Genomic DNA, 23,945 nt, shown 5'->3' on the forward strand with positions numbered 1-23,945 from the left:
CAAGGGGGCGGGAAGGCCGGGGGCACATTCGGACGGAAAACCGTCCGGGAAATCCCGTGGAATCCGCCCGGTCGACGGCACGGGGAGAGGGTGAAAAGCGCTTTCCGCCGAAAGGCCGCCGGAACGCCTCCGGAATTCCCTTTTCCGATTCATATTCCGGGCCGTCGCACCGTGTCCGATCGGCGCGCCTACCAGCCCGTATACTCGATACCCCCGGAATCCATCAGCTTCCCTGGAGCAGCATTGTGACGAACGCGCGTCGGCACCCGCGGAGTACCACCGCCGATCAACTGCTCACGGAAGTCGCGGACGCCGTCCGGCTCCAGGAGGGTCCGCCCGGAGTGCGGTCCGTGCTGCGCTCCCTGCGCCGCCTGGCCCCCGCCTCCACGAAGGACCTCAGCCGCGCCACGGGCCTGCCGGTCCCGATCGTGGCCGCGCTGGGGAACGAACTGCGCCGCCGGGGCCTGGTCACCAAGGAGCGCCCGTCGCGGCTGACCGAGGCCGGCCAGGACCTCGTCGCGCAGCTCGGCATGGACCTCACCCTCGACGCCACCTGCCGCACCTGCGACGGCCGTGAGCTCGTGATCCCCGAGGTGCTGGACGAGGCCGTACGCCGGCTGCGGGCGCTCATGGAGTCGGGTCCCGCCGCCGACATGGCGATCGACCAGTCGCACTGCACGGCCGAGACCAAGGTGCGCCGGGTGCTCGCGCTGCTGACGGCGGGCGCGCTGCCGGGCGGCTCCCTGCTGCTCATCGGCGACGACGACCTCGTGTCGCTGGCCGTGGCCGTCGTGGGGGACGTGCTGGGCGGGCCCCTCGTCGAGCGGGTGACCGTGGTCGACATCTCCGCCGAGATCCTCGACCACATCCAGAAGACGGCGGCCGGACTCGGCACCCGCGTCGAGACCGTGCGGCACGATCTGCGGCAGCCGCTGCCCGCGCAGCTGCACGGACAGCACGACGTGGCCATGACCGACCCGCCGTACACCGCCGAGGGCGCGCGGCTCTTCCTCTCCCGTGCGGTGGAGGGCCTGCGGCCCGGCCCCGCGCACAGCGTCTTCTTCTCCTTCGGCGGCAAGAGCCCGGACGAGATGCTGGAGGTCCAGCGCGAGATCATGGCCCTCGGCCTGGTCACCAACGGCTACATCCGCAACTTCAACGAGTACGAGGGCAGCGGCATCCTCGGCGGTGTCGGCTTCTTCCAGCACCTCCTCACCACCAGCTCCACCGCCTCCCGGCAGGGCGAGTACGGCGGTCCCCTGTACACGGGCGACAAGCGGACCCGGCAGCGCGAGTACACGTGCGTGGCGTGCGACACGCAGATCCGCGTCGGCCCCGGCGCGCGGTGGGCCTCGGTCGCCGCCCTGCGCGCCGACGGCTGCCCGAACTGCGGAAAGGGCCCCTTCCGACCGGGCCGCCTGGTCGCGGCCGAGGAGTCACCGGCAGCGGCTGCGGGTCCCGCTCCGGCTCCGGCACCCGCTCAGGAATCGGCTCCGGCATCCGTGCGGGAGGCGGCTCCCGCCCGTGAGACGGCCCCGGCGGCCCGGGAGGCCCGGGAGACAACTCAGGCCCCCGTGGCACAGCCCGCACAGCCCGCCTCCGCCCCGGCCCCCGCCGGCCGGACCGTCGGCTGGCGCCCCCCGGCCCCCGAGGACCGCGCCGCCCTCGAGAAGCGGGCGTACCCCTATGTCACCCGGCAGGCCGACGAACGTGACCTCCCGGCCATCGGCGCGTTCGAGGCCGAGATCGCCCGGGTCTCCTTCGGCGAGGACGCCATCGACGACCCCGCCCGCTGGGCGTCCCGGCTGGGGCGCGCCATGGAGAAGTCGAAGGAGGGCATGATCGTCGCCCACCGTCCGGGCGAGGAGCCCGTCGGCTGGTGCTGGGTGAGCATCAACCAGAACGCGATGACCGGCGACCGCTACGCCAACTTCCGCTCCCTCGCGGTCTCCCCGGTGGACAACCGCAGCGACGTGGCCGAACTCCTCCTCACCGCGGGGCTGGAGTTCTGCCTGGCCAACGGCATCACCGAGGTCACCGGCCGGGTGCACGTCGGCAACGTTCCGATGCGCACCGTCTACCGCAAGTTCGGCTTCGACCCCACCAGTCTGGCGATGAAGCTGTTCCTGCCCCGGGGGGACCGATGACCGGCTTCGACCCCGAGGGCGTCAAGTGCGTCGTCTGGGACCTCGACGGCACCCTGTGGGACGACGTCGCCGTCGAGTCCGCCACCGACGAACTGCCCACCCCGCGGCCCGAGATGCTGGCCGCGATCGACGCGCTGGCGGCCCGCGGCGTGCTCAGCAGCATCGCGAGCCGCAGCGCGCCCGCGGTGCTCGACCGGCTCACCGGCGGCCGCCCGGAGGTGCGCGAGCGGTTCCTCGCCCCGCAGGTGTCCTGGCAGGACAAGAGCGAGTCGCTGCGCAGGATCGCGAAGGACCTCGGCATCGCCGTTCAGGCCCTGGTCCTGGTCGACGACTCGCCCTACGAACGCGCCGAGGTCGAGGCCCTGCTGCCGGGGGTCCGCACCCTCGCCCCCACGGACGTACCCGAGTTGCTGGCGGCGTTCGAGGGCCGGGAGGTCACCCCCGAGTCCCGTGAGCGGGTGCACCGCTACCGCACCGAGGAGACCCGCCGGGCCGAGGGCGAACGCTTCCAGGGGACCCGCGAGGAGTTCCTGCGCTGGTGCGCCATGCGGCTCATGGTCGGCGCGGCCTCCCCCGACGAGATCCCCCGCGCCCTGGAGCTCGCCGCCCGCACCCACCGCCTGAACTCCTCCGGCCTCACCCCGGACCGGCTGCGCGAGCTGACCGCCTCGGCCGGGCACGAGCTGTACACCGCGCGGATGACCGACCGGTTCGGCGCGTACGGCATCATCGGCGCCGCCCTCGTCGACCGCACCGCCCCCGGCGCCTGGTCCGTCCCGCTGCTCGCCCTCTCCTGCCGGGTCGCCGGCCGGGGCGCGGCGGCCGCCTTCCTGTTCTGGCTGATGGAACGGGCCCGGCAGGCCGGCGCCGAGGAGTTCCGGGTGACCCTGCGTCCGACGGACGCCAACCTGGAGATGCGCATCCTGCTGCGCCAGGCGGGTCTGCGCCGTGCGGACGACACCCCCGGCGCCGCTCCCGACGCGGCCGTCCTCGCCCGGTCGCTGCACGGCGACCTCCCGAAGGCACCCCCCTATCTGCACGTATCCGACCGAGAGGACGCCGAGGCGTGACGGACACCCAGGACCGCACCGCCGTGGAGCGGGAACTGCGCTCGATGATCGCCGAGGCCGCCCGCCTGGACCCGGACCTGGTCCAGGCACTCCCCGCCGACACCGAGCTGTTCGGTCCGGAGATCGCCCTCACCTCGCTGGCCGGCGTGACCCTGCTGGGCGCGGTCGACGCCCGGTTCGGCGTGGACGTCGCGGCGCTGGACCTGAGCCTGGACAGTCTCCAGTCCATCGCCACGCTCGCCGACTTCGTGGCGGCCCACCGGACGCCCTAGGTCGTGTCCGGGCACCCATCCGTACGTCTCTCCTGTTGAAAAAGGGTGATCCGGGCGGAAGTGCCGTGACCCGCCCCGGGTGGCCGCGTTGAACGGGGAGTGCGACGGCGCGTCCTGCCGTCGCACGAACCGAGTCACTTAAGGAGAACGTGATGTCTCGCATCGCGAAGGTGGCCGCCGTTGCCCTCGGCACCGGCGCCGTGGTGGTCAGCGGGGCCGGCCTGGCCATGGCGGACGCGGGTGCGCAGGGTGCGGCCGTTCACTCGCCGGGTTTCCTGTCGGGCAACCTCATCCAGGCCCCGCTCCACGTGCCGATCAACTTCTGCGGCAACACGGTCAACGGCGGCGGTCTGCTGAACCCGGCCTTCGGCAACACCTGCGCCAACGTCGACCACCACGACAAGGGTGGCGACAAGCACAGCCACCACGGCTACGACAAGCACGGCGGTGCCAAGGGCTACGGCGGCTGACCGCGGTCGGTACGTCCCACCCGTACACCCCGGTCGTACCCCTGGTACGGACCACCGGAGAGCCCCGGCACCTCGAGCGCCGGGGCTCTCCCCGTGTGCACCCCCGCGGACGGGGTGTCAGGCGTACCGGTAGATCCGGGACACGTCCTCCAACTGGTCCGGTGTCACGTCCCAGGGGGGCAGTTTCTCGTGACGGGCGACGACCCGGCGGTGCTGCCGGCTCTGCGGACCGGGGGGTACGGCGGGCTGGTAGCGGTGGTTGCGGTGACGGGCCTGCCAGCGGGTCCACACCAGGTCGATGAAGGCGTGGTGCAGCCAGAAGACGGGGTCGTTCACCGAGGCGCCGCCCAGCATCTCTCCGCCCACCCACCGGTGGACCCGGTTGTGGTTGCGCCAGGCGGAGCTGCCCCGGCCGGTCCCCCAGCCCTCCAGTTTGTTGCGGAAGCCCTCGGTGACCGTCGAGTCCCAGGGCGCGGTGTCGTAGACCGGGTCCCGCAGGGCCCACTCCAGTTCCGCCCTGGTGGGCAGCTCGATGGGGTTGGCGGCCCGGCCGAGGTCGCGGGTGAGGAACTCGCCGTCCGTGATGTTCTCGTTGAGCGTCCAGTTGCCGGTGGCGTAGGCGAACGGCCCGGTGGTCACCTGGCGGTCGGAGCGCCGTCCGTTGCCGCCGAGGAGGTCCTTGGTCCAGGGCGCCGAGGTCGTGCCGCGGCTGCGCGTCCAGTCCCAGTACGGCACGGTCACCGAGGAGTCGACCCGGCGCAGCGCCTTCTCCAGCTCCAGCAGGAACTGCCGGTGCCAGGCCAGGAAGGAGGGCGCCATGTGGGCCGTGCGCAGGCCGCCCTCGCCGTCGGAGACGTAGAAGTCGATGTGCAGCCGTACGAACTCGTCGTATTCTCCGCGCCGTTTGATCTCCAGCATCGCCTTCACGAACCGCCTTCGCTCGCCGGCGGTCAGCGTGCTGACGTCCTTACGCGTATAGACCATGCCGTCCTCCCAGGTCGTGCGCGTGGCCACCGTGGGCCGGGGAGCCCTGGCGCAGGCTCTCCCCCGGCCCGAGCTCGTCCACGGCGGCGCGGGCGGCCTCCAGCGGGGTGCGGTACGAGCGGTAGTGGTCGATCATGCTCAGCCAGGTGCCGTCGGCCCGGCGCATCAGGTGCAGCGGGCGCCCGTCGACCGTGACCTCCCACTCGGCTCCCCCGAGGACCGAACGGCCGGCCGGGGCGGGGAAACCCTGGATGCGCCGGCCGCGGTACACCTCGTCGAATCCGATGCCCGCCGAGTCGTCCAGCGGGTCCGGCGGCCAGGAGGCGGCGACGACCGGGACCAGCGCGAGGCCGGCGACGACGCCGAGCAGCCCGCGCAGGGCCTCCCGTCGGGTACCGGCTCTCGCGGATCCCGAGTGCCGTGCGGATACGGGTACTCCGTTCACATGGGCCACCATCGTGTGCTCCTCGTACAAGTGCGGTTCGTCCGTAGCGGTAACCGCCCGGCGGCCCGCCGGGTCACCACGAAGCACACGGACGGGCCCGGACGAGGGGTCCGGGCCCGTCGGGAGAAGCGGCCTCAGCCGGTCCAGAAGTCCCACCAGCGGGTCAGGACCAGCATGCCGACGATGCCGAGGTGCAGCAGGGGCGGTACCCAGGTGAACTCCGCGAAGAACACGCGCAGGCCGTCCGGGGCGGGCAGGAAGCCGTGGCGTACGTCGAAGGAGACGACGTACCAGAACAGCACGATCGTGGCGATCCAGGCCAGACAGCACCACAGGCACAGCGCGTTGATCCGGTACAGGGACTCGAACTGCAGCCAGGACACGAACCCGACGCCGAAGAGGCAGCCGGCGGTGAACGTGAGCCAGTACCAGCGGGGGAGGGCGGCGCCGGCCAGCAGGCTCATGCCGACGCAGACGACGATGCCGTAGGCCACCAGGCCCAGCATCGGGTTGGGGAACCCGAACACCGAGGCCTGGTCGCTCTCCATGACGCTGCCGCAGGACACCACCGGGTTCAGGCTGCAGCCCGGGGTGAAGCCCGGGTCCTCCAGCAGCTTGAACTTGTCGAGGGTGATGACCCAGGAGGCCAGCAGCCCGGCCGCGCCGGTGAGGACGAGCAGCAGGGCGAAGGCGCGGCTGCCGCCCGCCGCCGTCCCGGGACCCGGGCCGGCCGCCCTCGGCACGGGCGTCAGCCGCGCAGGCTGCGGGCGGGCAGGACGACGTGCGCCGCCGCGGTGAGGGTCTCCTCGGCGCCCGCGAACGCGGCCAGCGCCTCGGGTTCGACGGCCTTGCCGGGGACGGCCTCGGGCCACGCGCGGGTGGTGAAGACGAGGTAGGCGAAGCCGCGGCTCTCCACGGCCGCGAGCCACTCGGGCGGCGGCACGCACTGGGCGTTGAGGCTCGGCATGTTCAGGACGGCCGCGCCGGCCGTGACGAGCAGGGTGACCGGCAGGCTGGGCCGTTCGGTGCCGTCCACGAGATCGCCGCCGACGGGCAGGCCGTTGTCGGTGAGCAGGCGCTCGATCGCGGCGGCGGTCGTCTCGGCGCCGCCGTCGGGAGCGTCGCCGAGGGAGTAGGCGAGCAGGTAGGGCATGTCGCTGCCGTCGGGGGCCTCGCCGCTCCACGGCATCACGACGAGGGTGCCCAGGTCGGCCACGCTGAAGGGGCGGGTTGTGCTTGGGGTTGAGGTCACCGCGTGACCCTATCGGCGCCCCGGCGGGCGGCCGGGCGCGTTCTCACCCGACCGGGGGACGCCCGGGGGGCGCTCCACACGAACGAGGGAACCCGCGCCCCGACAGCGCCGAGGGCCGGTTCCGTCGGCTCGGAACCGGCCCTCCGGATGGCGCGCGTCAGCCGTGCAGGGGCAGTCCGCCGAGGAGCGGGTTGTGCTGGTTGAGCGCGTCGGCGGCACCCTGGACGGTGTGCAGCGCGGAGTCCTTGTTCTGGGTGTCGAGCGCGTGCGACTGCTGCTGCAGCGGCATCACGTCCCGCGCGGTGATGCCCTCCTTGGTGAGCGTGTTCACCGCGCCGTTGAGGCTGGTGGGGGTGAGGTCCGCGGTGTCGTAGGCGAACGCGGGCGCTGCGACTCCGGCGAGGGCGACGGACCCGGCGACGACGGCGGCGGCCTTCAGGGACTTCATCGGGTTCCTTTCCAGGGGAATGGTGACGCCGTGTACAACGATCCCCGTCGGATGCGGAAACCCCGTGCGCGGAAAGTTTCCGCGCCCCGGTGGGAAGGCCGGCCGCGGGCAGGCCCACACCGGGGCGCGGAACCGGGACGACGGAACGCCGACGGTCCGTCAGGGGGTGGGCAGCAGGTTTCCGGCCGTCAGGGCCGGGGCGGCGGGCGGAAGCTGCGGCACGGCCGCCGACTGCGACGGGGCGGAGACCGGCTGCGAGGACGCGGCGGCCGGGAGCGACGGGACCGAGGTGGGCTGCGAGGACGTGGGCTGCGAGGACGTGGCGGCCGGGAGCGAGGACGTGGCGGCCGGGGGTTCGGTGGTCGTCGCCGACTGGCCGGAGGCGCTCGGCAGCGGCAGGCCGGAGGCGGTCAGGGTGGCCAGGAGCAGGCCGACCGCGGCGGTCACGACACCCGTGGCGGCCGAGGCGGTGTCGGCGGGGCTGCCGGAGGTGGCGGCCTCGAGGAGCTTGGTCACCGCGGCCCGCAGCGCGGCGAGCGCGTCGGCCACCGGATCGGGGGCGTCGGTCCGCCGTCGTGTGCCGCCGTCGCCCTTCGCCGGTCCCGCGGGCAGCGACGGGGCCGCCCCCGCGCTCGCCCCGGCGTGCCGGGCGACGGCCGACTCGACGGCGGCGCCGAGCCGGGTCGCCTGCTCGGCCGTGAGCCGGCTGTTCTCGGCCCTGAGGACGGTGTCGAGCAGATCGGCGACCGGTGTGAAGACGGTCCCCATCTCCCCCATCCCCCTGACCTGGGCGCGCAGCGCGTCCGCGCCGGGAACGGGCGCACGGTGGGTCGTGGCGGTGCGTTCACGGGCCGCGTCGGCCGCGACGGCGGCGGGAGCGGCGAGACCGAGGAGGAGGCCGGAGCAGAGAACGGTGGAAGCGATACGCCGTGCGGGCAGGCAACGCATGGGGTTCCTTTCGATGTGCGTCGGGTCCTGAGTCCACCCTGAAAGGAGTACTCACGCTCCGCAATCAATGGTCACCTTCCGTGACCCGTTCGAGGAACCCGCACCCCGGCGCCCGTACGGAACGGACCGGCCGGGCAAGCCGAACGGCCGCGCTCCTGGCGGAAGGGCGGCCGTGCGACGAGGACGTGGCGTGACGTCAGCTGTTGACGCAGGTGTTGCCGAAAGCGGGGCTCAGCAGACCGCCGGCGTCGAAGGTGTTGCCGCAGACGTTGAGCGGCACGTGCACGGGGACCTGGACGACGTTGCCCGACAGCACACCCGGGGAGTGCTCGGCGATCCCGCTTGCGCCGCTGTCGGCGACGGCGATGCCGGAGGCGCCGGCGACAGCCGCGGCGGCAACGGAGGTCAGGACCAGGCCCTTCGCGATACGCGACATGGAGAGGTGCTCCTTGGGGTTTTGACACAAACACCCGGGCGGGGATGCCCGGCGCTCTGTCAACGCGCCGCACAGCCGGGGGTTGTGCCGCCAAAGGGGTGAACTGATTCGCTCGCGCGATCGACCGCGCCCCGGACGGGCTCCCGGCCGCCTCCGCACCCGGCGACCCGGTCTGTCCATCTGACGATCCGTTGAAATCCGTGATCAGCGGGCCGGGGCGGCTCCGGCGGCGCGTGTCCCGGCGCACTCCGCCGCCCCCGGGCAACGGCGACGAGATGTTCGATCTCGGCGCGGGTTTGCGGCGCGGCGGTGACCAGCCGAGGTTCCGTCTCGTTCCCCACCGGGACGCGGCGTGGGCCGGGGCGCTCCTCGTCGCCGCCGGCACCAGGACGAAGCAGTCGGCGCGTTCCCGCCCGTCCCGAGCGCCACCGTGAGCAAGGAAACCGCGCGATGCACCAGCCAGAACCCGACGTCGGAACCCGGGTCCTGCATCTCTCCCAGCCCGTGGACGGCGGTGTCGCCCGAGTCGTCACCGACCTGGCGCGGGCCCAGCTCGCGGCCGGCCTGCACGTCACCGTGGCCTGCCCCGACAGTGCCCTCGCCGAGGAACTGCGCGCCCTGGGCGCCGACGTACGGCGGTGGGAGGCGACCCGGTCCCCGGGGCCCTCGCTCCCGGGCGAGGTCCGGCGGCTCGCACGCCTGATCGACGAGACACACCCCGCACTGGTGCACGCCCACAGCGCCAAGGCGGGACTGGCCGGGCGGCTCGCCGTGCGCGGGCGGATCCCGACGGTGTTCCAGCCGCACGCCTGGTCGTTCGAGGCGGTCGGCGGGGCCACCGCCGCCCTCGCCCTCAGGTGGGAGCGGTTCGCGGCGCGCTGGGCCGCCCGGCTGGTGTGCGTGAGCGAGGCGGAACGGGCGACCGGAACGGGCGCCGGGATCCGTGGCCGGTGGAGCGTCGTCCCCAACGGCGTCGACACCGGGCGTTTCCGTCCCGCCCCCGCCCTCGCCGCGCGCAAGGCCCTGCTCCCGGATCTCGACCCGGCCGCCCCGCTGGTGGTGTGCGTGGGGCGGCTGTGCCGGCAGAAGGGCCAGGACGTGCTGCTCGACGCGTGGCCGGACGTCGTACGGAAGGTGCCCGGGGCGCGGCTGGTCCTGGTCGGGGACGGGCCGGACCGGGAGCTGCTGCGCGCCGCGGCGCCCGGGTCCGTGCTGTTCGCGGGGGCCGTCGACGACACCGTCCCCTGGTACCGGGCCGCCGACCTGGTGGCGCTGCCCTCGCGCTGGGAGGGCATGGCGCTCGCCCCGCTGGAGGCGCTGGCCTGCGGGCGGCCGGTGGTGGCGACCGAGGTGGACGGCGCCCGGGAGAGCCTGCCCGAGGCGCTCGCGCCCCGCTGTCTGGTGCCCGCCGGCGACCCCGCGGCGCTGGCCGGGGCCGTCGCCGGTCTGCTGGCCGACGCGCCGCTGCGGGCCTCGCTCGGGGCGCAGGGGCGCCGTTACGTCCTGTCCACGCACGACGTGCGGCGTACGGCCGCGGCGGTCGCGGACGTGTACCGCGAACTGCTCCGCGCGGTGCCCGCGCCACGCGTCGTGCCCACCGAGTCCAGGGAGTCCATCCACCCGTGACTGCGGAAAGCACTGCGGAAAGCACCGTCACCTCCCCCGGCGCGCAGCCCGGTTACCCGCCCCTGTCGGTCATCACCCGGCGGGAGAGCGGCGGCACGGGCTTCCGGTTCCCCGCCCGCCGTCCCCCGGCCCGGCCGCCGGAGCCGCCGCTGCTGCTGCTCGCCGACGGCCTCGCCGCGCTGGCGGGCGCGGCGGCGCTGCTCGTGGTGGGCCACCATCCGGCGCTGGTGCCCGTGCTGGCGGCGGTGACGTCGGCGGTGCGTCCCCGGGGGCGGCGGGCGGTGACGGGCGTGCTGGACGAACTGCCCTCCGTCTGCGGCCGGATCGCGGTGGCCTGGCTGGCGCTCGGCGCGCTCGCCGCGGCCTGGCACCCGGCGCACGCGCTGTCGGCGCGCACCCTTCTGGCCGGCTGCGCCGCGCAGACCCTGGCCGCCTGCGCCGGACGCGCGCTGGTCCATCTGCGTCGCCGCCGGGAGCTGACCCGGCGTCCGCGCGCCGCGCTCGTCATCGGGCCCGCCGCGACCGCCCAGCGGGTGGCCGCCGCCGTCCTGCGCCATCCGCGCTGCGGGGTGCGGCCGGTGGGGGTGGTCGCCGAGCGGCCGGACGGCACCGACGGGCTGCCCGTGCTGACCACGGGCCAGGAGGTGCAGCGGGCCCTCATCCAGAACGGCGTCCAGGACGTCCTGTGCGTCCACCCCGCCGTCCGCTCCCGGCAGAGCCCGCTGCTGCGGGCGCTCGCCGCCTCGGGCTGCACGGTGTGGGAGGTCGACGCCGACTCGCCCTCGTACGCGAGCCGGGAGCAGCTCGCCGGGTTCGCCTGCCGGCGTCTGGACGTGGGGCTCGGACATCGGGAGAGCCACGGCAAACGGCTCCTCGACGTCGCCGTCTCCGGGACGCTGCTGCTGTTGATCAGCCCGCTGCTGCTGGTGTTCGCGGCCGTGCTGCGGCTCAGCGAGGGGCCGGGGATCGTCTTCCGGCAGGAGCGCATCGGCAAGGACGGGCGGCCGTTCACGCTGCTGAAGTTCCGCACCCACCGCCCGGTCGACGAGCACGAGTCCGCGACCCGCTGGAGCGTGGCCGGCGAGGTGCGGATGAACCCCTTCTGCCGTTTCCTGCGCCGGAGTTCGCTGGACGAGCTGCTCCAGCTGTGGAACGTCCTCAGGGGCGACATGAGCCTGGTCGGACCGCGTCCCGAACGCCCCTTCTTCGTCGGTCAGTTCAGCCAGACCTATCCGGGCTACGCGGCCCGCCACCGGATGCGTGCCGGCATCACCGGGCTCGCCCAGGTCCACGGGCTGCGCGGGGACACCTCGATCGAGGACCGGGCCCGCTTCGACAACGCGTACATCGACAACTGGTCGCTGTGGCAGGACGTGTGCATCCTGCTGCGCACGGCGGCGGCCCTCGTGCGACCGACCGGGAGCTGAACCGACCGATGACCCCGCCCCTGGCCCTGCGGCTGCCCCGCGCCCGGATCCTGTCGCCGGTGCTGCCGGTGGCCGCCGTGGCGGCGCTGCTCGCCCTGCCCGTCTCCCCCGGCGGCGAGGCCGGTGCCGGACCGGCCGACGCGCTCTCCGCGCTGGTCGTCCTGTTCTGCGCGGTCCGGCTGCTGCGGCAGCGGCGACGCCCGCTGTCCCGGACGGCCGCGGTGGTCCTGGGGCTGCCGGTGGCCGGGCTGGCGCTCGCGGCGGCGGGGGCGTCCTCGCCGGGGGAGGCACTGACCGGGCTGGGCCGCTATCTCCAGGTGTTCGTGCTGGTCCCGGCCGCCGTGCTGCTGCTCGTCCGGGACCGCTGCGACCTGCGGATCCTGGCCTGGTCGTTCGTCGGGCTGGCGGGCTGGCAGGGCGCGGTCGGCGTCCACCAGTACGTCACCGGGACGGGCGCCTCGTACCAGGGCGAGATGATCCGCGCGGTCGGCACCTTCGGGCCGCAGGACGTGATGGGCATGGCCACGGTCGTCTCCTTCGGTCTGGTCTGCGCGGTGGGGCTGGCCCTCGGCCGGACCCCGGGGCGGCAGCGGACGGCCGCCGCCGTCGCCGCCCTCGCCCTCCTCGTGCCGCTCGCCCTGTCCTTCAGCCGGGGCGCCTGGATCGCGACCGCGGTGACCTGCTCGGCGCAGCTGGTCCTGGCCGGGCCGCGGCGGGCGCTCAAGGCTGCCGCGGTGGCGGGCGCGGCCGGGGTGGTCCTGGTCGGCGGCCTCGGTGTGGGCTCGGCGATGCTCCAGGAACGGATCAGCAGCATCACGCAGGTCACGGACGCCCCCGACCAGTCGGTCACCGACCGGTACACGATGTGGGCGGCCGCGGTCGGCATGTGGCGCGAACAGCCGCTGACGGGCGTCGGGCTGAAGGGTTTCCCCGAGCACCGCGACGCGCACGCCTCTCTCGCGCTGTCCTCCGGCAGCGACACCGACGGCGCGGGTTCCGGCTTCGTCCGGCAGCCGCTGTTGTCCCCGCACAACATGTATCTGCTGGTCCTGAGCGAGCAGGGGCTGTTCGGGCTGCTCGCCCTCGCGGGGGGCTGGCTGGCGCTGCTGGTGTGCGGACTGCGGGGCCTCTCGCGGGTCCGCGGGTCCGGCGCCGGGCTCGACTGCGCGCTCGTCGCCTGCGGGCTGCTGCTCTGGCAGCTCACCGACTTCCTGTACGCCGACATCGGCGGCCCCTCGACCGTACTGACCGCCGTCGTCCTCGGCACAGCGGCCTGGTGGGCGCTGATCGGCGGGGAGGCGGCCGGGCGGGGCGGGGCGGCGGCCCGGCAGGCCGGGCGAGGCGGACAGGCGGCCCGGCAGGCCGGGCGGGGCGGGCGGGGCAAGCAGGCCGCCGGAGCGGCCAGGGACGCCGGACAGGTCCGGCAGGCCGGGCGGGGCGGGCAGGGCGAGGGGGCCGCCGGACACGTCCGGCAGGGGCGGCAGGCCGGGTTGGACGCCGGAGCGGCCCGGGAAGCTGCACAGGTCCGGGAGGCCGGGCAGGCCGAGCGGAACGCCGGGGCGGCCCGGGACGCAGGACAGGTCCGGGAGGCCGGGCGGGCCGGGCGGAACGCCGGAGCGGCCCGGGACGCCGGACAGGCCGAGCGGGACGCCGGAGCGACCCGGGACGCCGGACACGCCCGGCAGGCCGAGCAGGCCGGACGGGACGCCGGAGCGGCCCGGGACGCAGGACACGTCCGGGAGGCCGGGCAGGCCGGGCGGGACGCCGGAGCGGCCCGGGACGCAGGACACGCCCGGCAGGCCGAGCAGGCCGGACGGGACGCCGGAGCGACCCGGGACCCCGGACACGCCCGGCAGGCCGAGCAGGCCGGGCGGAACGCCGGAGCGGCCCGGGACGCCGGACGGGACGCCGGACACGCCCGGGAGGCTGGGCAGGTCCGGGAGGTCGGGGAGGTCCGGGCGGTATGAGGTGGGCGGCTTTGCGGACGCCTCGGCGGGTCCCGCGCGGCGGCGGCGGTGGGGTGGTGGTGCCGTCGGCGCGGTCGGCCGGTCGGGCCGAGCAGGAGCCCGGCGGCGAAGAGCCCGCCGAACTCCCCCCGGCCTCCCGGGGGTTCCTCGCCAGGGCCGCCCTCGTCACCGCCGCGCTCTCCGTCGCCGGGTCGCTGCTCGGGCTGGTCCGTGACCAGGCGCTCGCCCGGCTGTTCGGGGCGGGCAGCGACACGGACGCCTTCCTCGTCGCGTGGACCGTGCCGGAGTTCGCGGCCACGCTCCTCATCGAGGACGGGCTGGCGTTCGCGCTGATCCCGGCGTTCAGCATGGCGCTGGCCCGCCGTGCCCAGGGCGCCCCCGGCGATCCGGTCCGCGCCCTGGTCGCCGGGACGCTGCCGCGCCTGACGCTGGCGTTCGCCGCGATCGGCGCCCTGCTCGCCGCCGTCGCCCCCCAGCTGGTCGGGGTCCTCGCCCCCGGTCTGCCCGATCCGGCGCTCGCCGTCGACTGCACCCGGCTCACCGCGACCTGCGTGGTGAGCTTCGGGCTCGCCGGGTACTGCAGCGCCGCCCTGCGCGCGCACCGGCGGTTCGTGGCGCCCGCGGCGATCTACGTGGCGTACAACGTCGGCATCGTCACCGGGATGTTCGCGCTCGGCGGGCTGTGGGGGGTGCGGTCGGCGGCGGCCGGGGTGGCGGTCGGCGGCTGCCTGATGGTCGTCGTACAACTGCCCTCGCTGCTGCGGCAGTTGCGCAGGCGCACACCGGACGGGGAGGCGGCCGGGGAAGAGGCGCGGCCGCTCGACACCGCCCTCCTGGTGACCGTGCTGCTCTTCGCGCTGTGCCGGCAGTCGCAGGTGCTCATCGAGCGGTTCCTGGCCTCGAACCTGCCCGCCGGGGCGATCTCGCACCTCAACTACGCGCAGAAGGTCGCCCAGATGCCGATGATCCTGTCGGTGATGGTCTGCACGGTCACCTTCCCGGTGGTCGCGCGGGCGCTCGCCGAGGGGGACACCGAGCGGGCCCGCAACCGGGTGGAGCGGGACCTGTCGCTGGCCGCCTGCATCGTGCTGCCCGGCACGGCCGCCGTGGTGGCCTGCGCCCCGCAGATCATCGAACTCCTCTTCCAGCGGGGCGCGTTCACCGCCGAGGACACCGCGGCGACGGCCGGTGTGATGCGGGTGTACGCGCTGGGGCTGCTGGGCCAGACGCTGACGGGCGTCCTCGTCCGCTCCTACTTCTCGGCGGGCCGCGGCCGCTGGTACCCGGTGGGCGCGATGGCCGCCGGGATCGTGGTGACGTCCTGCCTCGGCGCGCTGGCCGTCGGCCCCTGGGGCGTGTACGGGATCGCCGCCGCCAACGCGGCCGGCATCACCGTCACCGCGCTGGCCCTGCTGGCCGGGACGGGCCCCCGCAGCGTCCCGCTGCACACCCGGGGCGTGCTGCTCGAACTCGGCCGGCCCGGGTGGGCGGCCCTGGCGGCCGCCCTGGCCGGGCTCCTCGTCGTCGACCGGTTCGACGGCGCCCTCGCCGGGCTCGTCGCCGGCGGGCTCACCGTGACCGCCGTCTTCGCCCTGCTGGGCTGGGCCCTGGACGTCCAGGGCGTCACCCGCGCACTCCGTTCCCTACGTTCCGCGACCCGAAGGCTCTCCCATGGCCGCTCCTGACACCAGCAGACGCAGCTTTGTCCCCTGGGTGGCGATGTACCACTCCGTGGCCGACTGCACCGACGACCCGTACCGCGTCACGGTCACGCCCGAGCGGCTGGACCGGCAGCTGGCCTGGCTGGCCCGCCGGGGCCTCAGGGGCGTCTCCATGGCCGAACTGCTCGCCGCGCCGGCCCCCCGGGGTCTCGTCGGCCTCACCTTCGACGACGGGTACGCCGACTTCCTCACCCACGCCCTGCCCGTGCTGCGCCGCCACCGCTGCACGGCCACCCTGTTCGTGCTGCCCGGCCGGCTCGGCGGCGACAACGCCTGGGACCCGCTCGGCCCGCGCAAGCCGCTGCTCACCGCCGACGGCATCCGGCAGGCCGCCGCCGAGGGCGTCGAGATCGGCTCGCACGGCCTCACCCACGTCGACCTCACCCGCGCCGACGACCGCGCCCTGCGGGCGGAGACCGCCGGCAGCCGCGCCGCCCTCGCCGAGCTGCTGGGCCCGGCACCCGCCGGCTTCTGCTACCCCTACGGGACGGTCGACCGGCGGGCCGCGGACGCCGTACGGGACGCCGGATACACGTACGCCTGCGCGATCGACCCCGGCCCGCTGACCGGCCCGCACGCCTTCCCCCGGGTGCACGTCGGCCAGAACGACACCGCCGCCCGGCTCTTCCTCAAGTACCGGCTGCACCCGCTGCGCCGCCGTCCCGTCGGGGTGGCGCGGTGAAGGTCCTGCACATCATCACGGGGCTCGGCGTGGGCGGCGCCGAGCAGCAACTGCGCCTGCTGCTGCGGCATCTGCCGGTCACCTGCGACGTCGTGACCCTGACGAACGCGGGCGCGGTGGCCGACGGGCTGAGGGCCGACGGCGTCCGGGTCGTCGACCTCGGCATGCGCGGCAACCGCGACCCGGCCGCACTCCCCCGCCTGGTGCGGATCATCCGCGCCGGCGGCTACGACCTCGTCCACACCCACCTCTACCGCGCCTGCGTCTACGGCCGCCCCGCCGCACGCCTCGCCGGGATCCGGGCGATCGTGGCCACCGAACACTCCCTGGGCGGTACGCAGGTGGAGGGCCGCCGGCTGTCCGCGGGGGTCCGCGCGCTCTACCTGGCCAGTGAGCGTCTGGGCCGCGCCACGGTCGCCGTCTCCCCCGCCGTCGCCGACCGGCTGCGGGCCTGGGGCGTCCCGGCGCCCCGGATCGAGGTCGTGCCCAACGGCATCGAGCCGGACCGCTTCCGCTTCGACCCGGCCGCCCGTCTGCGCACCCGGCGGCGGCTCGGCCTCCCGGACGACGCGTACGTCATCGGCGGCATCGGCCGCCTCACCGCCGGCAAGCGCTTCGACGTCGTCGTCCGGGCCCTCGCCGCGCTCCCCGCCGACTGCCGCCTGTTGCTGGTCGGGGGCGGCCCCGAGGAGGAGGCGCTGCGGCGCACCGCACGGGAGGCGGGGGTCGCGGACCGCGTGCTCCTCACCGGCGAACGCCCCTGCGCGGGCGACGGCACCCCCGGACCCGACCTGCCGTCCCTCACCTGCGCGATGGACGTGCTCGCCTCCCCCTCCCCCGAGGAGACCTTCGGTCTGGCGGTGGTGGAGGCGCTGGCCTGCGGACTGCCCGTCCTCTACGCCTCCTGCCCCGCGCTCGAGGGCATCCCCGCGCCCGGCGCCCGCCGGGTGACCGGCGGCACCGACGCGTTCGTCCGCGCGCTCACCGAGGCCCGCGCCGCACCCCCCGGCCCGCGCAGCGCGCCCGACGCGGCCCGCCGTTACGACATCGCCCGCAGCGCCGACCGGCTCATGGAGGTGTACGCGGCGGTCGTCTCCGGGCGCCCCCTGCCGTCCGCCGTCCCTCACGCCGATTCCTCCGCCGCCGCTTCCGCCGCCGCCTCCCCGTCCGCTTCCCCGACACCCCAGGGAGTCACGTCCCCATGACCGAGCACCCCCGCCGTCCCGCCGCCCTGCGCCGCGTCAGGTCCCTCCCGCCCTGGTCCCTGCTGGCCGCCGGTGCCGTCGCGGGCGGCCTCCTCGGCGGTGCGTACGGCGCCCTCCAGCCGCCCGCGTACACGGCCACCGCCTATGTCGTCGCCGTCCCCACCGAGAAGTCCGACCCGGCGTCCGCGCTGGGCTTCGCACAGGCCTACGGGCGGGTCGCGACCCAGCTCGCGGTGCTCGGGGACGCCCAGGGGGCGGCGGGGGTGCCGGTGCGCACGCTCCAGCGCAGTGTGCGGACGGCGACCTCGCCGGACGCCCCGATGGTCTCCATCACGGCCACCGCCCCGAGCGCCGGCCTGGCCGCCGACATGGCCAACGCGGTCTCCCTGTCCCTGACCGAGCACGCCCGGAGCAGCCGGAGGACCACCAACGTCGAACTCCAGCAGTTCGCCCGCGCGGTGCGGCCCACCGACCCGTCCTCGGCCTCCCCGGCGCTGACCGGTCTGGTCGGGGCGAGCGCGGGCGGGCTGCTCGGGGGCCTGGTGCTGCTGGTGCGGCCGAGGCGGGACCGGGAGACGCCGGCCGCCACCGCCGCCGTACCGGGTCAGGCCCTCGCCGCGGACCTCCATGGAGCACTGTGAAACCGCCGTACAGCACGGAACTCGTCACCGACGAGCAGGCCTTCGCCGGCCTCGCCCCCGCCTGGGACCGCCTCTACCGGCGGTGCGCCACGGCCACCCCGTTCCAGACCCACGCCTGGCTGCACTCGTGGTGGCTGTCCTACGGCAGACGCGGCCGGCTGCGGCTGCTCGTGGTCCGCGACGGCGCCGAACTGGTCGCGGTCGCCCCGCTGGCGGCCGTCCGCCGGCCGGTGCCCGCGCTGGTCCCGCTCGGCGGGGCGATCTCCGACTACGGTGACGTGCTGGTCGACGACGGACACGCCGAGCGGGCCGTCGCCGCGCTCACCGAGGGGCTCGCGGCGGCCGCCCGCACCGCGCTGATCGACTTCCGCGAGGTGCGGCCGGGCGGCGCGGTCGAGCAGGTCTACGAACGCTGGGGCGGGCCCCGGCGCCGGGTGGGCGACTCGGTGTGCCTGGAGCTGCCGGCCGTGCCCATGGACGAGCTGGTCGCCCGGCTCCCCTCGGCGAAGGCCCAGCGGGTGCGCGCCAAGCTGCGCAAGCTGACCGCGCTGGGCGTGGAGCGGCAGGCCGTACGGCCCGAGGAGGTGGACGGGGCGCTGCGCCGGCTCCTGGAGCTGCACCGGCTGCAGTGGCAGGGCCGCAAGGTGACGGGCGAGCACCTGCGCCCGCGCTTCTGCGAGCACCTGGTGCGCTCGGTCGGGCCGATGGTGCGCTCCGGGAACGCGGTGGTCACCGAGTTCCGGCTGGACGACGACGTGGTGGCCGTTGACCTGACCCTGCTGTCGCGCCGGCTGGCGGGCGGCTACCTCTACGGCGCCCATCCGCGGTTGCGGGAACGCAAGGCGGACGTGGCGGTGATGCTGCTCGACGCGTGCGCCGAGCACACCCGGGACGGCGGACGGGCCGCGCTGAGCCTGCTGCGCGGCAACGAGCCGTACAAGCACCACTGGCGGCCCGAACCGGTCGTCAACCAGCGGCTGTTGCTGGCCCGCCGGCGCACCGCCCCGCTGCTGTCGGCGGTCGTCTGCGACGTGGCGGCGCGGCGGCGGGGCAAGGAGCTGCTGCTGCGCCGGGAGCAGCGGAAGGAGCGTCCCGATGGCGGCGGGACCTGACGCGGTCCCACCGCCCGTGCCCCGGGGGTCACCGGTGGCGCGGCCACCGGTCGAGGCCCGCGCACGACCCGCCGCCGAGCCCGCTCCCGAACCAGCCGCCGAGGCCGAGCGGCGAGCAGCCCGCCGGAACCCGCGGGGCCGTGGGCGTCGTGGGCGTGGTGGGTGTCGTCACGGGTGCCGTGGAGCCGGCCGGCGGCACGGCGGGCAGCGGGAGCGCCGGCAGCGGCGTCCGGTCGTCCGTACGGCCGTACAGGAGCGAGCGGTAGACCTCGGACGCCCGCGGGTTCTCCCGGCACAGCCACACGCCGTGCGGGCAGTAGTCGGTCAGCGTGTGGTAGAGGGGTTTGTGCTCGTCCATCCACGCGAGCATGCGCCGCATGTACTCCGTGTTGTCGCCGTTGCGGAAGAGCCCCCACTCGGGATACGAGACGGGCTTGCCGTGGGCCTTGGCGAAGTCGACGTGCTCCCTGAGCCCGAGAGGCTCCGTCACCTGTTCGTCGAAGGACAGGCCGGTCGGCTGGTCGTAGGAGTCCATGCCGATGATGTCGACCGTGTCGTCCCCGGGATAGCACTCCGTCCACGGAACGGCGTCCTTGCCCCGGGTCGGCGTGAAGTCGAACCGGAACCTCTGCCCGGGCACCGCGCGCATGGCGGTGACGATCCGGTTCCAGTACGTCTTCCAGGCCTGCGGATCGGGTCCGCAGCGGTGGGTGTACGTGGTGCCGTTCATCTCCCAGCCGAGCACGATCACCGTGTCCGGCACCCGCAGCGCGACCAGTCGCTCGGCGAGGGCGCGGAAGTGGTGGTCGTACTCCCCGGCCGCGCCCCGCTGGAGCAGATGGCGCACCTCGGCGTCGGAGACGCCCTCCTCGTTGCGCTCCAGCATGGGCACGTTGAGGACGAGCATCCGGTCGTCCTTCTCCCGCCGCCAGTCCGCCCACACGTCGAGGAAGCCGGGCGCGCCCTCGATGTTCCGCCACTGGTCACCCGGCAGGTAGGTGTGCCCGACCCGCAGCTCGGCGCCGCCCAGCCAGTCGCTGAACTGGGCGATCCGGGCCACGCCCAGGGCGCCGTAGTCGAGGTAGGCGCCGAACGCGGGGGTGGAGGTGTCGCGGGGGGTGGAGGCGGGGGCGGCGGCCGGTGCGGGAGTCTCGGCGGCGGGGGCCGTGGTCGCGGGGGCGGCGACAGCGGGGGCGGGGACGGTGGACACGGAGGTCGTGGGAGCGGGGGCCGAAGGCGCGGGGGTCCCGGGAACGGGGGCCGAGGGCGCGAGCGCGGGGGTGGAGGTGGGGGCGGCCGGCTGGGCCGACGCCTCACTGGATGTCCCGCCGGCCGGGTGGGCGGACGTCGTGCCGGACGTCGGGGCGGGCATCGCGCTCGGGGCGTGCGTGGGCGGGGCGCCGGGTGTCCACGCCGGCGTCGCGCTCGGCACCGGCACGGGCGAGGCCACGGCGGGTCCCGGTCCGGACGCCAGTACCGCCGACACCGCGGCCGCCGCCGTGGCGACGACGAGGGCCGGCCGCCGGGTGCGGACCCGTCGCTGCTGTGGGGCCATGCCTGCTCCTCTTTCACTCTCACGGTGTCACGGGGGATGCGGACGCATTACTGACACGTAGTCATATGAGAGGCACACAGAACCTGACGCCGCCACCGGCGTTACGGCTTTCGGGTCGCCCCGCTGGTCCGTGCCGGTGACCCGGCAGAAGAAGCACTGGGAGAGAAGAGAGATGCCCGAGTCACAGCTCGACACCCGTGTCCCCGCCGTACTGCTGCGGATCGACCGGAACCCCTTCCACCACGGCACGCTGGGAGCCGTGCGCTCGCTCGGCCGCGCCGGGATCGACGTGCACGTGGTCGCCGACGCGACCGGCAGCCCCGTGGGCCGGTCCCGTTTCGTACGCCAGCTGCATCCCCCGCCGCCGCCCGGCGCCGCACCCGCCGACATCGCCGCCGTCCTGCTGAGGGTGGCCGCCCGGATCGAACGGCCCGCCGTGCTGATCCCGATGGACGACGCGGGCGCGGTCGCGGTGGGCCGGCTGCGTGAGGAGCTGGCGCCCGCCTATCTGCTGCCCCAGCAGCCCGGCGCGGTACCCGGACGGGTCGCCGACAAGGCCGAACTGGCCGGGCTGTGCGCGGCGGCGGACGTGCCGTATCCGCGGACGGTGATCCCCGACAGCGCCGCGCAGGCCGCCTCCGTCGCCCGCAGGCTCGGGCTGCCGCTGGTGGCGAAGTGGAGCAGGCCCTGGCTGCTGCCGGCCGGCACCGGACTGCGCAGCACGGTCGTCGTGCGCTCCGCCCGCGACGCGCGCGAGCTGTTCCTGCGCGGCGAGGAGGCGGGCAGCCCGCTGCTGCTCCAGGCGTTCCTGCCGCCGGGTCCCGGGCGCGACTGGTTCTTCCACGGGTACGCCGACCGGTCCGGCGCCCTGCGCGGCGGCGGCCCGGGCCGCAAGCTGTGCGCCTGGCCGCGCGGCGCGGGGCTGACGGCGGTGGGCGAGTGGACCGAGAACCCGCGGGTCCGCGCGCACGCCGAACGGCTCACGGAGGCACTCGGCTACCGGGGCATCCTCGATCTCGACTTCCGCCGCTGCGGCGGCACCGGCGCCTACCACCTGCTCGACTTCAACCCGCGTCCCGGCGCCCAGTTCCGGCTCTTCGCCGACGCCGCGGGCCTGGACGTCGTACGGGCGCAGCACCTGGACCTGACCCACCGTCCGCTGCCGGCCGAAGCGCCTTTGCCCGGACGGACGTTCGTCGTCGAGAACTACGCGCCGCTCGCCGCGCTGCGCCCGGCGCCGCAGGGCCGTGAACTGGCCTGGTACGCGAGTGACGATCCCGCCCCCGGACGTGCGATGCGGCGCCTGTGGTGCGCTCATGTCACCCGGCGTCTGCGGGACCGGCTGCCCCGGCCGGCCTTACCGGCCCCCCGGCCGGGCGGTGCGGTCCCCCGGGTGCCCGCGCCCTCGCCGGTGCCCGCGGCGGAGCAGACCGACGACGAGAGGGCGGGCAGCCGCTGAGGCGCGGTCCGCGCGGGTGCCGGACGTGGGCGCGTCCGGCACCCGGCGCGATCAGCGTCGGGGCGCGGTCCGGCCCCGGCGGTACAGGATGACGCCACCCGCGATCAGCACGGCGCTGACGCCCGAGGCGGCCAGCATGGCCTCACTGCCGGTGTGGGACAGCTGCGGCGGCTCGTGGGGCGGGGTGGTGTGCGGCGGACGGGTGTGCGGGGGGTGGGTGTAGGGGGGCGGGGTCGTGTGCGGCGGATGGGTGTGCGGGGGCATGGTGTGGGGTGGCTCGGTGTGCGGGGGCTTCGTGGTGGGGGGTGGGGTCGTGTGCGGGGGCTTGGTGTGCGGCGGGTGCGTGCCGTGGCTGGAGTCGTCGTCCCCGTGGCCGTCGCCGTGGCCGTAGCCGTTGCCGTGGCCGTTGCCGTTGCCGTTGCCGTAACCGGAGCCCTCGTGGCCGTGGCCGCCGTAACCGGGGTCCTTGGTGCCATGGTCCCCGTGACCGGGTTCCTTGTCGCCGTGGTCCCCGTATCCGGAGCCCTTGTCGCCGTGCTCCTCGGGGCCCTTGGCCCCGTAACCGGAGTCCTTGTCGCCGTGGCTGCCGGCCCCGGGTTCCTTGGTGCCGTGGTCCCCGTATCCGGGTTCCTTGGTGCCGTGGTCCCCGTATCCGGGTTCCTCGTCGTCCTGGCCGCCGTAACCGGCGTCCTCGTCACCGTACGACCACGTGCCGTACGGGCCGGTCGTCTCCTTGTCCGTGGGGGTCGCGCCGGTGGTGGTCGACACCACCTCGGGCGAAGCCGTGGCCGTACCGGTGTCGTGCGAGTTCGCCAGGGCGGCGCCCCCGCACAGATACAGGAGGCTGGTCGCGGCTGCGGCCGCGACCATTCCCTTGCTCAGGGTCTGTCGCAATCTCGTTGTCTTCCTGCTTGAAGAAGTGGGAAAAGCCGGCCCCGGAACGCGTTGAAGCTGTCCCAGGGCCGGCCTCGGCCCAGCCGTGCGGCTGGAGTGACGTGTCGTCAGTCGTTGACGCAGATGTTGCCGAAGGCCGGGGACAGGAATCCGGACCCGAACGTGTTGCCGCACGCGTTCAGCTGGAAGTGAAGAGGATTCTGGATCACATTCCCGGAAAGGAAGCCCGGCGAACCGATGGCGACGCCATGCGCCTCGGCGTCGGCGAAGGCCGGTGTGGCGGCACCTCCCAAGGCCAGAACCAGACCCGCGACGACGGCAGCGCTCTTCTTCATGAATTGTCCCTTCTCTGCGGCCATGCCTCGTTGACGGTCGGAACCGAGCGAGCGCTATCGGATCGGCTCGCACCATGACCAGCAGGCTGCACACGAGAGATTGACGGCACGGAATGCGGCGAACGCCCACCGCCGGGTTATTCACTCGAATGTCTTCATACTATTGACACGTATTGCCCACACAGGAAAAGCACTTCACCTGAACAGCGGAAAATGTGCCAATGGTCCATCGGAGTGAAGCGGAGCAACCAAACGGCTCGGAGAGATGTTGGTCAGAACGCTCCGGTGGACGGGGTTTCACACGAAAGGGACTTACACGTGATCAAGAAGGTACTGGCCACCGCCGCGGTCGCCGCTTCCATCCTCGGCGTCTCCGCCGCCGCGGCGGCCCCGGCCCTCGCCATCGGCAACGACAGTGGCACCACCTCCGCCAGCGGCAACGGCGCCAGCCAGTCGTTCGGCAACTCGGCCACCTTCGGCAACATGAGCCCGCAGATGGCGCTCATCCAGGGCTCGCTGAACAAGCCGTGCATCGGTCTGCCGCTCAAGATCAACGACGCTGTGACCCCGGGCCCCGGCGCGCTGCTCCAGGACACCCCGATCCTGTCGTCGTCGCAGAACCAGCAGTGCGTCGAGAACTCCACCCAGGCCAAGGGCGACGACGCGCTGTCGCACATCCTGGACGACCTCTCGCTCTTCACGGGCAACGGCGCCGGCAACCACTGAGCCACGCCTCCCCTCACCCAACAGCGGGTCGCCGGTCACCGGCGGCCCGCTGTTCGGCATGCGGGTGAGGGGCGCGTGACCGTGGCGCCCCACGCGCTGCTCCAAACGGAGCAAAGGCCGCAA

General features: G+C 74.7%; 23 protein-coding genes and 1 pseudogene. 14 read left to right on the top strand and 10 right to left on the bottom strand.

Annotated features, from left to right (window positions below; translation table 11 throughout):
* The first annotated feature begins 245 nt into the window (after positions 1-245).
* The 4 genes from ACFY2L_RS05470 (at position 246) to ACFY2L_RS05485 (ending at position 3,959) form a co-directional block, all read left to right on the top strand.
* Complete coding sequence (locus ACFY2L_RS05470; RefSeq protein WP_390821545.1) at positions 246-2,147, top strand: GNAT family N-acetyltransferase; 1,902 nt, start codon at positions 246-248, stop codon at positions 2,145-2,147.
* Entirely contained in the window at positions 2,144-3,217 is a 1,074-nt protein-coding gene (locus ACFY2L_RS05475) for an HAD-IIIC family phosphatase (RefSeq protein WP_390821546.1), read from the top strand. Before ACFY2L_RS05470 ends, ACFY2L_RS05475 begins: the two co-directional genes overlap by 4 nt.
* Positions 3,214-3,489 (top strand): acyl carrier protein, encoded by a 276-nt coding sequence (locus ACFY2L_RS05480; protein WP_390659994.1) that lies wholly within the window; start codon positions 3,214-3,216, stop codon positions 3,487-3,489. The genes ACFY2L_RS05475 and ACFY2L_RS05480 overlap by 4 nt, the downstream gene beginning before the upstream one ends.
* A gap of 152 nt (positions 3,490-3,641) precedes the next feature.
* The gene (locus ACFY2L_RS05485) at positions 3,642-3,959 is read left to right on the top strand and encodes a chaplin (RefSeq protein WP_390659995.1); all 318 of its coding nucleotides are present in this window, start codon (positions 3,642-3,644) and stop codon (positions 3,957-3,959) included.
* A 117-nt stretch (positions 3,960-4,076) separates the two neighbouring features.
* On the opposite strand, the gene ACFY2L_RS05490 is transcribed toward ACFY2L_RS05485, so the two are convergent.
* The 7 genes from ACFY2L_RS05490 to ACFY2L_RS05520 all read right to left on the bottom strand — a co-directional run bounded on the left by ACFY2L_RS05490 (position 4,077) and on the right by ACFY2L_RS05520 (position 8,472).
* Positions 4,077-4,943, bottom strand: coding sequence for a tyrosinase family protein (locus ACFY2L_RS05490; RefSeq protein WP_390659996.1), 867 nt, complete (start codon positions 4,941-4,943; stop codon positions 4,077-4,079).
* A complete protein-coding gene (locus ACFY2L_RS05495) occupies positions 4,927-5,400 on the bottom strand; it encodes a tyrosinase cofactor (RefSeq protein ID WP_390659997.1) in 474 nt (157 codons plus the stop codon). Before ACFY2L_RS05495 ends, ACFY2L_RS05490 begins: the two co-directional genes overlap by 17 nt.
* 122 nt (positions 5,401-5,522) lie before the next feature.
* Entirely contained in the window at positions 5,523-6,131 is a 609-nt protein-coding gene (locus ACFY2L_RS05500; protein WP_390821547.1) for a vitamin K epoxide reductase family protein, read from the bottom strand.
* Between the two features lie 5 nt (positions 6,132-6,136).
* Entirely contained in the window at positions 6,137-6,640 is a 504-nt protein-coding gene (locus ACFY2L_RS05505; RefSeq protein WP_390659999.1) for a DUF5949 family protein, read from the bottom strand.
* A 157-nt stretch (positions 6,641-6,797) separates the two neighbouring features.
* Positions 6,798-7,088: a hypothetical protein gene (locus ACFY2L_RS05510; RefSeq protein ID WP_390660000.1), complete on the bottom strand. Its 291-nt coding sequence runs from the start codon at positions 7,086-7,088 to the stop codon at positions 6,798-6,800.
* 159 nt (positions 7,089-7,247) lie between these two features.
* On the bottom strand, positions 7,248-8,036 hold the full coding sequence (locus tag ACFY2L_RS05515; RefSeq protein ID WP_390821548.1) for a hypothetical protein: 789 nt from the start codon (positions 8,034-8,036) through the stop codon (positions 7,248-7,250).
* A gap of 196 nt (positions 8,037-8,232) precedes the next feature.
* A complete protein-coding gene (locus tag ACFY2L_RS05520; RefSeq protein ID WP_390660002.1) occupies positions 8,233-8,472 on the bottom strand; it encodes a chaplin in 240 nt (79 codons plus the stop codon).
* A 450-nt stretch (positions 8,473-8,922) separates the two neighbouring features.
* Between ACFY2L_RS05520 and ACFY2L_RS05525 the strand changes: the two genes are divergently transcribed.
* From ACFY2L_RS05525 to ACFY2L_RS05560, 8 genes and pseudogenes are all read left to right on the top strand, one after another.
* Positions 8,923-10,098: a glycosyltransferase gene (locus tag ACFY2L_RS05525; RefSeq protein WP_390821549.1), complete on the top strand. Its 1,176-nt coding sequence runs from the start codon at positions 8,923-8,925 to the stop codon at positions 10,096-10,098.
* Complete coding sequence (locus tag ACFY2L_RS05530) at positions 10,095-11,525, top strand: exopolysaccharide biosynthesis polyprenyl glycosylphosphotransferase (protein WP_390821550.1); 1,431 nt, start codon at positions 10,095-10,097, stop codon at positions 11,523-11,525. Before ACFY2L_RS05525 ends, ACFY2L_RS05530 begins: the two co-directional genes overlap by 4 nt.
* Positions 11,526-11,533: 8 nt before the next feature.
* Positions 11,534-12,847: pseudogene (locus ACFY2L_RS05535) on the top strand (O-antigen ligase family protein); the annotation flags it as partial.
* Between the two features lie 641 nt (positions 12,848-13,488).
* On the top strand, positions 13,489-15,177 hold the full coding sequence (murJ, locus tag ACFY2L_RS05540; RefSeq protein WP_390821551.1) for a murein biosynthesis integral membrane protein MurJ: 1,689 nt from the start codon (positions 13,489-13,491) through the stop codon (positions 15,175-15,177).
* Positions 15,164-15,895 carry a polysaccharide deacetylase family protein gene (locus tag ACFY2L_RS05545; protein WP_390821552.1) on the top strand — a complete coding sequence of 244 codons (732 nt, stop codon included), beginning with the start codon at positions 15,164-15,166 and terminating at the stop codon, positions 15,893-15,895. Before murJ ends, ACFY2L_RS05545 begins: the two co-directional genes overlap by 14 nt.
* On the top strand, positions 15,892-17,100 hold the full coding sequence (locus ACFY2L_RS05550; protein ID WP_390821553.1) for a glycosyltransferase: 1,209 nt from the start codon (positions 15,892-15,894) through the stop codon (positions 17,098-17,100). Before ACFY2L_RS05545 ends, ACFY2L_RS05550 begins: the two co-directional genes overlap by 4 nt.
* Positions 17,097-17,741 carry a lipopolysaccharide biosynthesis protein gene (locus ACFY2L_RS05555; protein ID WP_390821554.1) on the top strand — a complete coding sequence of 215 codons (645 nt, stop codon included), beginning with the start codon at positions 17,097-17,099 and terminating at the stop codon, positions 17,739-17,741. Before ACFY2L_RS05550 ends, ACFY2L_RS05555 begins: the two co-directional genes overlap by 4 nt.
* Positions 17,738-18,853, top strand: coding sequence for a GNAT family N-acetyltransferase (locus ACFY2L_RS05560; RefSeq protein WP_390660009.1), 1,116 nt, complete (start codon positions 17,738-17,740; stop codon positions 18,851-18,853). The genes ACFY2L_RS05555 and ACFY2L_RS05560 overlap by 4 nt, the downstream gene beginning before the upstream one ends.
* A 28-nt stretch (positions 18,854-18,881) precedes the next feature.
* Here the strand turns inward: ACFY2L_RS05560 and ACFY2L_RS05565 are convergent, their stop codons facing one another.
* Positions 18,882-20,408 carry a glycosyl hydrolase gene (locus tag ACFY2L_RS05565; RefSeq protein ID WP_390821555.1) on the bottom strand — a complete coding sequence of 509 codons (1,527 nt, stop codon included), beginning with the start codon at positions 20,406-20,408 and terminating at the stop codon, positions 18,882-18,884.
* Between the two features lie 172 nt (positions 20,409-20,580).
* Between ACFY2L_RS05565 and ACFY2L_RS05570 the strand changes: the two genes are divergently transcribed.
* Positions 20,581-21,867 carry an ATP-grasp domain-containing protein gene (locus ACFY2L_RS05570; protein ID WP_390660011.1) on the top strand — a complete coding sequence of 429 codons (1,287 nt, stop codon included), beginning with the start codon at positions 20,581-20,583 and terminating at the stop codon, positions 21,865-21,867.
* Between the two features lie 51 nt (positions 21,868-21,918).
* Here ACFY2L_RS05570 and ACFY2L_RS05575 read toward each other — a convergent pair whose 3' ends face one another.
* A complete protein-coding gene (locus ACFY2L_RS05575; protein ID WP_390821556.1) occupies positions 21,919-22,761 on the bottom strand; it encodes a hypothetical protein in 843 nt (280 codons plus the stop codon).
* Positions 22,762-22,868: 107 nt separating this feature from the next.
* Positions 22,869-23,120, bottom strand: coding sequence for a chaplin (locus ACFY2L_RS05580; protein WP_390660013.1), 252 nt, complete (start codon positions 23,118-23,120; stop codon positions 22,869-22,871).
* A 294-nt stretch (positions 23,121-23,414) separates the two neighbouring features.
* Between ACFY2L_RS05580 and ACFY2L_RS05585 the strand changes: the two genes are divergently transcribed.
* Positions 23,415-23,822: a rodlin gene (locus ACFY2L_RS05585; RefSeq protein ID WP_390660014.1), complete on the top strand. Its 408-nt coding sequence runs from the start codon at positions 23,415-23,417 to the stop codon at positions 23,820-23,822.
* Positions 23,823-23,945: the final 123 nt, after the last annotated feature.

It is taken from the genome of Streptomyces sp. NPDC001381 (assembly GCF_042895685.1).
GTDB lineage: Bacteria > Actinomycetota > Actinomycetes > Streptomycetales > Streptomycetaceae > Streptomyces.

Bases quoted from the DNA above. Each gene is read 5' to 3' on its own strand.
- ACFY2L_RS05475 (WP_390821546.1), top strand. From the start codon at position 2,144: ATGACCGGCTTCGACCCCGAGGGCGTCAAGTGCGTCGTCTGGGACCTC.
- ACFY2L_RS05485 (WP_390659995.1), top strand. From the start codon at position 3,642: ATGTCTCGCATCGCGAAGGTGGCCGCCGTTGCCCTCGGCACCGGCGCC.
- ACFY2L_RS05490 (WP_390659996.1), bottom strand. From the start codon at position 4,943: ATGGTCTATACGCGTAAGGACGTCAGCACGCTGACCGCCGGCGAGCGA.
- ACFY2L_RS05495 (WP_390659997.1), bottom strand. From the start codon at position 5,400: ATGGTGGCCCATGTGAACGGAGTACCCGTATCCGCACGGCACTCGGGA.
- ACFY2L_RS05510 (WP_390660000.1), bottom strand. From the start codon at position 7,088: ATGAAGTCCCTGAAGGCCGCCGCCGTCGTCGCCGGGTCCGTCGCCCTC.
- ACFY2L_RS05515 (WP_390821548.1), bottom strand. From the start codon at position 8,036: ATGCGTTGCCTGCCCGCACGGCGTATCGCTTCCACCGTTCTCTGCTCC.
- ACFY2L_RS05520 (WP_390660002.1), bottom strand. From the start codon at position 8,472: ATGTCGCGTATCGCGAAGGGCCTGGTCCTGACCTCCGTTGCCGCCGCG.
- ACFY2L_RS05525 (WP_390821549.1), top strand. From the start codon at position 8,923: ATGCACCAGCCAGAACCCGACGTCGGAACCCGGGTCCTGCATCTCTCC.
- murJ (WP_390821551.1), top strand. From the start codon at position 13,489: ATGAGGTGGGCGGCTTTGCGGACGCCTCGGCGGGTCCCGCGCGGCGGC.
- ACFY2L_RS05545 (WP_390821552.1), top strand. From the start codon at position 15,164: ATGGCCGCTCCTGACACCAGCAGACGCAGCTTTGTCCCCTGGGTGGCG.
- ACFY2L_RS05555 (WP_390821554.1), top strand. From the start codon at position 17,097: ATGACCGAGCACCCCCGCCGTCCCGCCGCCCTGCGCCGCGTCAGGTCC.
- ACFY2L_RS05565 (WP_390821555.1), bottom strand. From the start codon at position 20,408: ATGGCCCCACAGCAGCGACGGGTCCGCACCCGGCGGCCGGCCCTCGTC.
- ACFY2L_RS05570 (WP_390660011.1), top strand. From the start codon at position 20,581: ATGCCCGAGTCACAGCTCGACACCCGTGTCCCCGCCGTACTGCTGCGG.
- ACFY2L_RS05580 (WP_390660013.1), bottom strand. From the start codon at position 23,120: ATGGCCGCAGAGAAGGGACAATTCATGAAGAAGAGCGCTGCCGTCGTC.